A 12,094-nucleotide genomic window follows, 5' to 3' on the forward strand; every position below is an offset into this window, starting at 1 on the left:
GACCGAGAAGACCGGATCCCTTGAGCCCGCCGAGCAACTCCTGACGCCGGCTGCCGACTTCACCCGCTTCAACGATGCCCACATGCGGCACGCACTCAACGGGCCGAACCCCACCACCGTGCTGAACGCCCAGACGGAATCCGCACAGCACCTGGCCCGATCCCTGGCGCGGGTGATGCGTTGAGGTGGTTGTTCGTGTCAGGCCGTGGCGACCGTCACCCGGTTGAGCCGGACGGTCGTGGGTGAGCCGGCGATTTCGCTGACCACGTTCTCCGAGGAGGTTCCGGTCACCTCTCCGAAGATGGTGTAGTGCCCGTCCAGGTGTGGTGCCGGAGCGAGGGTGATGAAGAACTGGGAGCCGGTGCTGTCCCGGCCGAGGTTCGCCATGGCCAGCTGGAACGGGCGCGCGAAATCCCGTTCCGGGTGGATCTCGTCGGGAATCCGGTATCCGGCGCTGCCGTGGCCGGTGCCCAGTCGGTCACCGCCCTGGACGACGAAACCGGGCACCCGGCGGTGGAAGGCCGTGCCGTCGTAGAAGCCGCCCTCGCCCGTGGTTCCGGTCAAGGGGTCGGTCCAGGTGCGGCTTCCGGTTGCCAGCCCTACGAAGTTGTCCACCGTATAAGGCGCTTCGGCGGGGCGTAGCGTGAGGTGGATGTCGCCGTGCTCGGTGTGCAGGACAGCGGTCACGGCCCGATAGGTCCGCAAGGAGGAGGAATAGGGGCGGCGGGCGACCGTGTGGCGGACCCGCACCGGGGAGTCGCGCAGCGGGTCGCGCGAGGGGTCGTATGCGCCCGGGTCGCTGCGATCTCCGCAGCCGGCCGTGCCGGGTGCGTTTCCGGGCAGGCCGGCGCCGCTCCATCGCGATGGAGCGGCGCCGGCCTCGGGCGGTGCGGTGGGCACAGGGGGTGCGGTGGGCACAGTCGAAGGCGGCCCGAGCCACATCGGATGATGCTCCGCGGAGATGCGGTGCTGTCCGCGCCACAGTTCCCGTACTTCTGCTGACGCGTGGCTGAGCAGCGTGTCGAGATCGGTTGCTGCTTGGGCGTCCAGCACCTCACGCATGGTCGAGGTGTCGTGGTACTTGTCGAAGAGTGAACCGTTGTTGTGCTCAAGAGTGAAGCACTGGTCGACGAAGACCCTGCCGGGCAGCTCGTGGAGGACGTAGCGCCGCACCATGGCGGCGACCGGCGCCCACGCCTCTCCGCCGAACTCGATGCCCGGACCGGCGAATGCCTCGGTGGCGAGCTGGAGTGCCCGCCCGTGGCCCAGCTCACGGCGCAGACGCTGCCAGGTGACGCGGCTGTCGCCCTGGTTGATCTCCGTGATGAAGTCCGCCAGCTCTTGCGGATGCTGCTGGGTCCTGGCCCGTTCGTAGTGTCCGAGCTCATTGCCGATGACGTTGTCCAGATGCCCCGCCAACTCGGCGCACAGATGGGGAAGCCAGCGGAACAGCCGTGCTCCGGCCGTGCGGTCGCCTGCCGCGGTCAGCCACTCCAGCAGGTAGAAGTCGGCGGCGAGCGAGGACGGGTCGACATGGTCGACGAACCAGCGCGGGCTGTGGGCGGTGACGTCCCCGGCCAGCGCGGTAAGGGCTTCGTCGCGGTCGATGTCGCCGCCGAGATACCGGGACCAATGCCGTTCAGCCACGGCGTAGAGGCGCGGATAACGCCATTTGGTGCCCAGCACGTCGGCACAGGGACGATGCGCCACGTCCACCGCGCGCACCAGGTGGCCGGCCGTCACCTCGACGAGGATCTTGGTGAGGATGACCCGCAGCCGGCGCTGGTACGGAGCGCCGCCCGGCATGCGCCGGACGAGTTCGGTGGACAGGTGGCCCTCGGGAATGCTCCCGGATTTCAGCTGGGCCCAGCCCAGCATCGTCAGGACGGCGTCCGCGAGTGTCGATCCCCGGAACCGGCGGCAGTCGACGTAGACCCCCGTGGCCTTGCCCGCTGCGGTCAGAAAGCCCGTGGCGGGCGGATAGGGGGCGAGCGGCACGAGGTGGAGGTCCAGCGTCCGGCCGATGTCGACCGTGCCCAACGCCGCGCAGAGCGGGGCCAGATAGCGGTCGGGCACGAGTACGTCGTTCACCTCCACGGCGGCCTGTTTGCGGACCTCCTCGAAGAGGGGGAGCGCGTCGGTGAGCGGCGGCGCGGCGGCGGTCAGTGCGGTGGCGACGAGCTCTGTTCCAGGGCGGAGGCGGTCGTCGTCGACCAGCGTGATGAGATCCTCCGGCCGGCGTGCGGCGGCCAGGAACGCGGGCAGTCCGGAGCCGGCCGTCTGCGCCCACGACTTCAGTCCGGCACGGAACAGGTCCGCCTCCGGGGTGACCGGTCTGGGCAGGAAGTTGAGCTCCCAGGACCCTGCGCGCCCGGTCAACTCGCGCTGCAGCGCCAGGGCGAGATCGAGGGTGGTGCTGCGCTTCTGACGGAACTTCACATCGCTCCCTGCTGTGCGCCCGGTCCGGTGAGCAGACCCGCTTCCCGCAATTCGGCCAGAAGGCTCTGGCAGCGTTCCTCGGTCAGCCCGGCGTACGCGGGCGACTCCTCCGCCCATTGCTGTGCGTACGCGGTGACGGCCCGCGCGGACCGTCCATGGCACAGGCCCCAGACCAGCGCCGCGTCGGGCGGCAGGCGGAAGTGCCGGCCGCCGGGCTGGACCAGCGTCACCATGTCGTCGTAGGCGCGCGGGAAGAACGCCGGGGACCGGCGCAGCGGACCGCTCCCCTCCAGCCAGGCCGGCCAGCGGGAGACGTCGGCGCCCTGCCAGCCCAGGGTGGCCGTGGCGATCAGGCAGGTCTGGGCGAAGGACGTCAGTGCGGTCAGCCCGGCCTGTGGATCGACCGCCAGGGGGTCGTCCCGCAGAAGCCGCTGGAACTCCGCGAAGGGAAAACCGTCGGGGCCGTTGCGGGTGAGCTGCCGCCACACCCACTTCTCGCCGAAGTAGAGATCCCCGCGCGCCGCGGCCAGCGCCTTGCCGGCGCACATCAGTGCGCGCCGGCCGGCGAACGCGGCCGGTTCCAGTTCGAGCGGGCTGTCCGACCGGCGCAGCCCGAGACAGTCCTCGGCCGCGAAGAACGCGGCGAGGATCCAGTTGTTCATCACCCGGCGGGAGAGCCGGAGGGGATGGTCGGCGAGCCGTTGCCGCAGCGCGGCCAGCACGCCCGAGTCGGTCACGATGTCGCCTGTGCGCAGCCGGACGGCCAGCGCGGTCTCGCGGTCCGACAGCGCACCTCCCGGGTGATCCGAGCGCAGTCCCGCGCCGAGGACCCGGTCGACGAGCGACTCCAGGGTGGCCAGGGAGAGGTGCTGGACGTCGACCCGGATGGTGTCGGCGAACATCTGCTGCCGTTCCTCCTGCGCGGAGGACCCGACCAGGTAGATGTCGATATCGCTGGTGGCGCTGCCCAGGCCGACCACCGAACTGCCGGCGAGGAAGGCCGCGTCCGCGTTCCTCGCCGCGGCCAGGCGTGCCGCGATGCTCCTGCCCAGGCGCACGCGGTCCTCGGCCGATGCGACCACTGTCATGCGCTCACTCACCCCTCCTTGACGCTTGGCCACGACGCCTACCAGCCGGGGTTCTCCGGCAGCGCGAGCCCCAGGTACTTGCCGTCGTCCGACACCATCACGCCGGCTCGGCAGCACTGCTCGAGGAAGGCCGCCACCTCGTCCTCGGAGACGGACATGTCCCCCGCCGCCAGCTGCCTGCTGACCGCCGCCGCTCCACGGGGCGCGTCTCCGCAGGATTCGTAGGCTTCTGCCTTCCAGCCCGCGAGGACGGCCCGCTTGGGCTGGTCGGTCCTGCGGTCGATCAGCGTCAGCTTCCCGGGCAGCCGCTGGTAGACGAGGCTGGGCCTGGCCTCGGAGAACCGCGTCTGCCATACCGAGACGGCGGCGTTCAGCGCCGCCACCGTCTCGTGGGAACAGGTGCCGGACACCTCGTAGTCGAAGAAGTACGCGATCTTCTCGTGGTCCAGGGAGTCCGGATAGACATGGCCGTAGCTGGCCCGGGGCCGGACCTCGCTGATCGGGAAGGACGGGTCCGTGAAATAGGGGCTGAAGCGTTCCAGCCAGATCCTCCCGCAGCCCCCAGGGGGCTGGAGATGGTGCAGCAGCGGGAGGAGGCGCAGTTGCTCCGCGTAGTCCTCCTCGGTCTCCCCGGGGAATCCCGCCAGGATGTTCCAGGAGACATCGATCTTGTAGTAGGCGGCCCACTTCAGGAACCGGATGTTGATCAGCTTGCTCGCGCCCTTGCGCATCAGCTTCAGCACATGGGTGCTCAGGCTCTCGATGCCGGGCTGGATACGGAGGATGCCGGCCCGGCTCAGGGTCGCGAGCTGCTCCCGGGTGAGATTCGCCTTTGCCTCGAAGAAGAGGTTCACGTCCCAGTGTGCTTCGGCCAGTTGGGCGCAGAGTGACGAGAAGTACCCCATGTCGAGGATGTTGTCCACGGTGTCGACGTGCACCACCGGGTAGTCGCGCAGCAGCGCGGTGAGCTCCGTGAACGCGCGGGAGCCGGACTTGGACCGGTACGCCATGCCGAGCGCGTTCAGACCGCAGAAAGTGCAGTGGTGTTTCTGGCCCCACCAGCAGCCCCGGGAGAATTCCACCGGCAGCTGTACGGGGGCCCGGCCCAGGAGTCGCGTACGGTCAAAGCGTTCCAGCCAGGTGAAATAGTCTCGGTAATCCGGCGTGGGAAGCTGGTCGAGGACCTGCGGGCGCTCGGCGTCGGCGGCCGGCGGCAGATGGGTGGCGGCGTACCGCAGAACACCGGGCAGCGGGGTGTCCGTACCGTCGGCGATGTTGTTCAACAACGCGGGGAACACGATGTCGCCCTCCCCCGCCACCACGTAGTCGAGCCAGGGAAGCTTCTTGGCGTACTCGACCCCCATGTCCCCGTCGAAGTTCGCGCCCCCGTAGACCAGCGTCACGCCGGGATGGAATTTCTTGATCATCTTCCCTAGCGCCAGCGACGCCGTGTTCTGCATGAACGTGGAGGTGAATCCGATGACGTCGTATTCCCCCCACACCGGCTTGGCCGCACATGCGGCGATCCAGTCCGGCAGCGTCCGGCGGCGCATCTCGGTGAGGTCGTCGAGCCCCTTCCCGGTCAGCTCGTCCCAGATGGACTTCACCTCCGGATACTCTCCGAAGTACTGGTCGTCAGTGGTGACTTCGCCGAACGCGACATAGGAGAAGAGCCGCTCCCCCATCAAGTGCAGCCGCTCCGAGGCGATGTTGGCGATCGCGTCATATGCCTTGCTGCCGAAGAAGGAAGCGAACTCGATGTTGAGGTAGTGGCTGTCGCACTCGTGCCCGGCCCTCCTGGCGATGGACTGCAGCAGTCCGCACTGGATGGACGGCGCGTGGATGCGCGCCCAGGGCATGTTCACCAGCGCGATGCGCAGACACCTGCTGGGCGGCGGCGAACCGGACTCTGCGTCGTCCTGCTCCGTACGCACGGCCAGGGGCAGGCGTATGAGGCTCATCGGATCCCCCTCGGGTGTGGGCACATCGGTCACTCGAAGTCGTCGTGGCCCAGTCGGCTCGCGCGCCGGGCCTGTACGAGGATCGACAGCGCGGCGAGGACGGTGAACCCGAGACCGGCGGCGACCTCCAGCCCGAGGTCGCCGAGCCAGGGCCGTCCGGCCATCCCCGCGCGGACGGCGTCCAGTCCGTGACGGCCCGGCAGCACTTGGCCGATCGCGTCCACCCACGCCACGCGGCCGGGCGGGACGATCGCACCGCTGCACAGCATGACCAGATAGGACAGGACGTTCGGCGCCACCACATCGGCCCGTTTGCCGACGGACATCGTGGCCCCGGCGAGCCCCAGCACACTGAGCGTGAGCGCGATGAGGGCATACACCCAGGCCCAGGGCAGCAGGTGGAGCGCGAAGTCCGTCATGCCGAGGAAGGGCGCCGCAATGGCCGCCTGGACGACGAGCAGCACCCAGCCCATGACGGGGTAGGGAAGCGCACGGGCGATCTGGGTGACCGTCGGGGACAGCACACCGGTCCGGACCCGCGCGAAGGTCGCGTACTGCTTGTCCAGGACGGGCACGGCGACGACACCATTGACGTTGGTGCCGCTCAACACCAGTACCAACGATCCGGCGAAGGCGTACTCCCGGTGTCCGGGACCGGCGAGGACACCCGCGAGGGTCGTGAAGAAGAGGATCTGGAGCACCCCGCGCGGCAGGGTCGCGCCGAGCAGACCGGCAGGCGTCTCCACCACGCGGTACTCCAGCCAGCCCATACGGACCGCCTCGGCCGCCCGCCAGAGCAGAAGGGCGCGGGCGGGAGCAGCATCGCCGCGCGCCGGGGCAGTGTCATGCGAGGTCAAGCGTCCCCTCCTTCCGGGACCACTCGACGGACCGGCGGTAGGCGAATCCCGCGACGGACAAGTAGACGAGTGTCAGCAGTGTCGCGACGCCCAGCGGGGCGATGGTGACGTCGCCGGTGGCCGCGCAGACCATGCAGTCCTTGATCCAGTGCAGGCTGATCAGATCGGGCACCCAGCGCAGCGGCTCGGGCAGCGCCTCCACGGGGATGAGCAGCCCGCCGAGGGCGAAGACCGGATACATCAACGCGTGCGACCAGACCAGCCCATTGCGGGTCACCAGGAACAGGCACGACACCAGTGCCCCCAGGGCGGTGCCGGAACACACCAGCACCACGAGCGACACGACGATCCACCCCGGGTGCGACACACGCAGCGGCAGTCCCAACGCCGTCGCCGTGACGCCGGTGCTGACAAGGATCGCCCCGACGCTGGTGACCGTGGCCCCCAGGCTCTTGCCCAGCAGCACCAGGTACGGCGACCACACTCCGGAGACACAGCGGGCGAGCGTGCCGTAGGTGCGCTCACGGCGCAGCACGCCTCCGCTCATCCACACCGTGGAGCCCCACAGCGCGGTCAGCGCCACGGCCACCACGAGCGCCGTCGCGTCGCCCGGGTCCGGGCGGCCGGTCTCCACCGCGGTGACCAGGAAAGCGGCGGGCAGCATGCCGGAGTTGACCAGCAGCAGCGGATTGCGCTGCATGGCCCGCTGCTCCATGCGCGCCGCGGTCAGGAACATCCACAGAGCGCCCCTCACCGCGGCCCACCGACCTGGCTGCCGTGCGCCAGGCGCGCGGCCACGTGCGAGTAGACGTCTTCGAGCCGCACGGGTTCGATACTGACGTCCAGGACGCTGACATGGGCCAGTGCCTGCTCCAGCAGGCCGAACGAGCCGACACTCCAGTCACGGACGTGCAGTTGGAGGGTCCATGCCCCGTCGGCCACCTCGACGCCGCCGACGGCGATGTCGGGTGACGACACGGCACCGTCGTCGGGCGGACTGCCGGTGCCCCGCACGGTCACCGTGGCGGTGTAGCCCGCCTGCCGGGCGAACTCCTCGACCGGCAGATCCGCCGCGAGCGTACCGTCCGCGAGGATGATCACCCGGCTGGCGAGCCGCTCGATGTCGAGCAGATAGTGGCTCGTGAGCAGGACGGACACCCCGGTGTCGCGCAACGCGGCGACGGTGTTGCGCAATCGTTCGGCCTCGACCGGGTCGAGGCCCACGGTCGGTTCGTCGAGCAGCAGCACGCGCGGCTCGGCGATCATGCCGATGGCGATGTGGAGCCGCTGACGCATCCCCTTGGAGTAGGTCTCCACGGCGCGGTCGGCCGCGCCGACCAGGCCGACCTGCTCCAGCGCGGCGTCCAGCTTCGCACTCAGGCCGCGCCGGCTCACTCCGGCGAGCATGGCGAAAAACCGGAGGTTGTCGCGGCCGCCCAGCTTGGCGTACAGGCCCCGGTCGCCGCCGAGTACCACGCCGGTCATACGGCGTACCGCGCGCAGATCGGTGGTGACATCGTGGCCGAAGATCCGAGCGGTGCCGGTCGTGGGCAGCAGCAGGGTGGCCAGGATCTTGGTGAGGGTGGTCTTGCCCGCGCCATTGCTGCCCAGCAGGCCCACGATCTCGCCGGCACCTACCTGGAAACTGACGTCCCGCAGCGCCACGATCTCGTGGCGACGGTCGGTGAAGGTGCGGCCGAGGTGTTCCACGGCGATCGCCGGCTCGTTCAACGTCGTTCCCCTCTCGCGTGCGCGTCCGCCGCGCCCTCGGCCACGGAGGCCCGCGCGGCGGCGAGCCGGGCCAGCGGGACCCGGGGCGCCGCGCACGAGACATGGTCGAAGCCCGCCTCGGCGAAGAACCGTACGGCCGCCGCATCGGCCGCCTGCTCACCGCAGACTCCGAGGGTGATGCCGGGGCGTACCGCTCGTGCCTGGTCCGCGACCTGGCGTGCCAAGGCCCCGACGACCTCCGTGTCCAACTGCGCGAAGGGGGATGTGGTGAGCAGCCCGATGTCCTGATAGGCGGGCAGCACATGCTGTTCCGCGTCATCGCGGGACAGCCCCCAGACCAGTGCGGTCAGATCGTTGGTGCCCAGGGACAGGGAGTCCGCCCGGCGGGCGATCGGCCCGGCCAGCAGCGCGGCCCGCGGAGTCTCGATCATGGCGCCCAGCGACAGGCCCGCCTCGGCCCGTGTGGTGCCCAGCCGGGCGCAGACCTCGTCGAACAGGCCCCGGACGAAGTCCAGTTCCGTGGGCGTGCTCACCATGGGGACCAGGAGCTCGGGCCGGGGATCACGGCCCGCGCGGCGCAATGCGAGGGTGGCTTCCACCAGCGCCTGGATCTGTACGGCCGTCAGCATGGGCAGCAGGACGCCCATCCGCACACCGCGCACGCCCAGCATGGGGTTGTGCTCATGCAGGCGGCGTGTGACGTCGAGTCGGTCCTTGTCGGCCGGCGCGCCGGTCGCCGCCGCGGTCAGGGCGAGTTCGCTCACGTCGGGGAGGAATTCGTGGCGCGGGGGATCGAGCAGGCGGATCGTGACGGGAAGCGCGTCCATCGCGCCGAGCACGTCCGTGATTTCCGCCCGCAGGAGGGCGTGCACCGTGGCGAGGTCCTCCGTCATATCGGGGCCGGGCCGCGCCATCAGGACCCGCTGGAGCATCTGATGGCGCTCGCCGAGGAACATGTGCTCGAGCCGGCACAATCCCACTCCGGTCGCGCCCAACGCCCGCCCGGCGGCGGCGTCCGCGCCCGTGTCGGCGTTCACCCGCACCGCGATGCCGGTCCGCGCGGGCAGCGCGGACAGTGCCTCGTCCAGCCAGCCGGGCAGCTCCGCGCCGGTCTGCCGCCCGGCGGGCAGCTGCATGTCGCCGCCGAGACGGATCAGCCCGGCGTAGCCGTCCACCGTCACCCGGTCACCGGCATGGAGGGTGTCACCGCGCGTGGTGCGCAGACCGTTCGCGTCGCCATCCAGCACGCTGTCGACGAGCGCGGCGACGGCCGGCAGTCCGAGTCCGCGCGCCACGACCGCCGCGTGCGACGTCTGTCCGCCCCGCTCGGTCACGATGGCCGTCGCGGCCAGCAGGCCCGGCAGGTCCTCCGGCCTCGACTCGGTCAGGACGAGCACCGGCTGCTCACCGTTCGCCTTCGAGGCGACGGCGGCGGCCGCGCTGAAGACCAGGGTGCCGGTGGCGATGCCGGGGGACACGCCCCGGCCGCGCGCCGCCACGGGCAGACCGCAAGACCGCACCGATGCCGTACGCGCCTTCTCCACGTCCAGGGGCTCCACCAGTGAAACCGCCTGTGCGGGGGTCAGCCGGCCGTGCTCGTACCGGGTGGCCACGGTGTGCAGGCGAGGGGCACCGTGCAGGGCGACGGGCGTGCTCCTGATGAGGTGTGCCCGGCCGTGTTCCACGACGAATTCCACCCTCACCGGCCAGTCGAGTGCAGCCTCGGCGGTGCGGATCGCCTCTTGCAGCTGAGGGCCCCAGGGCTGCGTGTCGATCAGTCCGGCGAGATCCTCGCCGCCCGCTGTCAGCAGCTGGGCTCCGGACGCCCCCGCGAGATAGGAACCGGTCACGCCGGGCCGGCCGGTCGACGGATCACAGGAACAGGCGAGTCCGCTGCCGCCGTCGGGCCCGCACCACAGCAGCTGTCGTCCGAGCCCGAACTGCGCTCCGCTCGCCTCGTGCCCGGTCAGCGCCCGGACCAGGGTGGTCACTTGCTCTACCGGGTCGTCCGGCAGTGCGGCACCGGGATCCGCCACGGCCAGGGCGGCCACGAGTTCGGCCCGGCGTGCCGCGGCGAAGTCGGCACCGGCGAACCCTGCCAGCCACTGTTGACTGGCAGGGCTCATTCCGAGAAAGGACAAGCAACTTCGCTTCAGGCAGGGAAGCCATGCCGTGAGGAAGACGGGGTCATCCGCGCTCCCGATGCGATGACCGGGATCGAGTGCGGCGATCGCCTCGTGGATGGCGTCGTCAGCGGCATCGACCGGCAGCCGCAATGCTGAATCAGCAGGTAGGCCGACCGGTAGATGATCAATGACCACGCTCTGAATCCCCATCTCCCGAGGCAGGTCCGTTACTCATGCCGGTGGCGAACCTCTGACGACATGCCCCGGCAGGATCAGGGGCGGGTTGACGAGTGGCGCTATCGCTTCACGAACTCGGAACGGACACCGAGCAGGTACACACGGTCGTCCAGGTCATCGGCTTCCTCCGGGGATATCGGAGAGAACTCCAGCTCGGCCAGATCGGCCAGCTCCTCGACATTCGAGTTTGATATATCCATGGTCTGCACGCTAGCAGGACGCCTCTCCGACGCAATGCCAACTGCCCATATGTTAAGCCAAGTTGACTAGATATAGCCGTCGTCCGGGGCCGGTGGCGCAGCTGTCTTATCGCTGCTCACCCCGGAAACACTCCCGAGCGACGAGCGGCATTTTCGACCCACCTCCCGAGGGAATTCGCGAAGCCGTCCGGCTATGCTCAGGCGGGTGCGGATTACCAAGTACACCCATTCCTGCGTCCGGGTGGAACACGACGACGGCAGTGGCGCGCTGGTCATCGATCCCGGCGTCTGGAGCGAGCCCGAGGCTCTCGTCGGCGCGGATGCGGTTCTGGTGACCCACGAACACGACGATCACGTCGACGTGTTGCGGCTGACGGAGCTGTGCATCCCCGTCTACGCGCCCAAGGCGGCGCGGATCCCGGGCCTGGACTTCACCGGTGTCGTGGCCGGCGAGCAATTCACCGCGGCCGGCTTCCGGGTGACCGCCCACGGCGGGGAGCACGCGCGCATCTACGGCGGCCTCCCGGACTGCGCCAATGTGGGCTATCTCGTCGGTGACCGCCTCTACCACCCCGGGGACTCGCTGCACGTCCCCGATCGGCCGGTGGAGACCTTGCTGGTACCGCTCCAGGGGTCGTGGATGAAGACGGACGAGGCCATCGACTTCGTCCGCGCCGTCGGCCCGGAACGGGCGTACGGCATCCACGACGGGCAGGTCAACGAGCGGGGGCTGGCGAGTCTCAACGGCTGGCTCACCCGCGAGTGCGGCGGCCGCTACCGCCGGCTCCCGCCGGGCGCGACCGTCCGATGACGGAGCCGACCGCCGCCCCCGCCCTCTTCACCGTCACCGGTCCGCGGCAACCGGGACGCCTGAGCACCATGGCCCGCCCCCGCGGCCACGGGCACCTGGCAGCCGATATGGCGGCCCTGCGCGGAGTGGGCACCGACATCCTCGTGTGCGCGCTTCCGGACGCCGAGCGCGCCGAACTCGGTATCGCCGACGAGCCCCGCCTCGCTCGGGCAGCCGGACTGCGGTTCGTCCCCCTGCCCATCCCCGATCTGACCGTTCCGCAGGTCCCCGCCGTGCTGCCGGTCCTGGAGGGGCTCGCAAAAGAGCTGCGGGCCGGGGCCCATATCGTGGCGCACTGCCGCTGCGCCATCGGACGGTCCTCCTTGATCGCGGTCTCCGTGCTGATCCTGAACGGCACCGCGCCGGAGGCCGCCTGGGCGTCCATGGAACGGTCCCGGGGGACGAAGGTGCCGGACACCGAGGAGCAGCGCGCGTGGTCCCTGGAGCTCTTCCACCTCGTCTCTCCCGGCGGGCGGGGCGTCGCCCCCGACCGGTATCACGTGACAAGGCCCCCGGCCGGCCCGGCCGCGCCCGAGGAGGAGACGGACCACGGTGCCCGATGACATCGCTCGCTGGCTGACCGAGCACGCCACCGCGCGGGCCAC

General features: G+C 70.1%; 10 protein-coding genes. 2 read left to right on the forward strand and 8 right to left on the reverse strand.

Annotation, left to right across the window (positions count from 1 at the left end; genetic code table 11):
• Positions 1–198 precede the first annotated feature (198 nt).
• The 8 genes from D9V36_RS41800 to D9V36_RS40720 all read right to left on the reverse strand — a co-directional run bounded on the left by D9V36_RS41800 (position 199) and on the right by D9V36_RS40720 (position 10,639).
• The gene (locus D9V36_RS41800) at positions 199–2,439 is read right to left on the reverse strand and encodes a peptidylprolyl isomerase (protein WP_241720724.1); all 2,241 of its coding nucleotides are present in this window, start codon (positions 2,437–2,439) and stop codon (positions 199–201) included.
• Positions 2,436–3,527, reverse strand: a complete 1,092-nt coding sequence (locus tag D9V36_RS06085; RefSeq protein WP_129292866.1) for a hypothetical protein — start codon at positions 3,525–3,527, stop codon at positions 2,436–2,438. The genes D9V36_RS41800 and D9V36_RS06085 overlap by 4 nt, the downstream gene beginning before the upstream one ends.
• A 38-nt stretch (positions 3,528–3,565) precedes the next feature.
• Positions 3,566–5,488: a RiPP maturation radical SAM C-methyltransferase gene (locus D9V36_RS06090; RefSeq protein WP_129292867.1), complete on the reverse strand. Its 1,923-nt coding sequence runs from the start codon at positions 5,486–5,488 to the stop codon at positions 3,566–3,568.
• 29 nt (positions 5,489–5,517) lie between these two features.
• The gene (locus D9V36_RS06095; RefSeq protein WP_129292868.1) at positions 5,518–6,345 is read right to left on the reverse strand and encodes an ABC transporter permease; all 828 of its coding nucleotides are present in this window, start codon (positions 6,343–6,345) and stop codon (positions 5,518–5,520) included.
• Positions 6,332–7,081 carry an ABC transporter permease gene (locus D9V36_RS06100; protein ID WP_129292869.1) on the reverse strand — a complete coding sequence of 250 codons (750 nt, stop codon included), beginning with the start codon at positions 7,079–7,081 and terminating at the stop codon, positions 6,332–6,334. The genes D9V36_RS06095 and D9V36_RS06100 overlap by 14 nt, the downstream gene beginning before the upstream one ends.
• 14 nt (positions 7,082–7,095) lie before the next feature.
• Positions 7,096–8,076: an ABC transporter ATP-binding protein gene (locus D9V36_RS06105; protein ID WP_164992888.1), complete on the reverse strand. Its 981-nt coding sequence runs from the start codon at positions 8,074–8,076 to the stop codon at positions 7,096–7,098.
• Positions 8,073–10,202, reverse strand: coding sequence for a putative PEP-binding protein (locus D9V36_RS06110; protein ID WP_164992889.1), 2,130 nt, complete (start codon positions 10,200–10,202; stop codon positions 8,073–8,075). Before D9V36_RS06110 ends, D9V36_RS06105 begins: the two co-directional genes overlap by 4 nt.
• A gap of 296 nt (positions 10,203–10,498) precedes the next feature.
• Complete coding sequence (locus D9V36_RS40720; RefSeq protein ID WP_164992890.1) at positions 10,499–10,639, reverse strand: hypothetical protein; 141 nt, start codon at positions 10,637–10,639, stop codon at positions 10,499–10,501.
• Between the two features lie 193 nt (positions 10,640–10,832).
• Here D9V36_RS40720 and D9V36_RS06115 point away from each other — a divergent pair, with 193 nt between their 5' ends.
• Both D9V36_RS06115 and D9V36_RS06120 read left to right on the forward strand, forming a co-directional pair.
• Positions 10,833–11,450 carry an MBL fold metallo-hydrolase gene (locus tag D9V36_RS06115; protein WP_129292872.1) on the forward strand — a complete coding sequence of 206 codons (618 nt, stop codon included), beginning with the start codon at positions 10,833–10,835 and terminating at the stop codon, positions 11,448–11,450.
• A complete protein-coding gene (locus D9V36_RS06120; protein WP_241720725.1) occupies positions 11,447–12,052 on the forward strand; it encodes a tyrosine protein phosphatase in 606 nt (201 codons plus the stop codon). Before D9V36_RS06115 ends, D9V36_RS06120 begins: the two co-directional genes overlap by 4 nt.
• Positions 12,053–12,094 lie beyond the last annotated feature (42 nt).

This window comes from Streptomyces lydicus (assembly GCF_004125265.1).
In the GTDB taxonomy this organism is placed as follows: Bacteria; Actinomycetota; Actinomycetes; order Streptomycetales; family Streptomycetaceae; genus Streptomyces; species Streptomyces lydicus_C.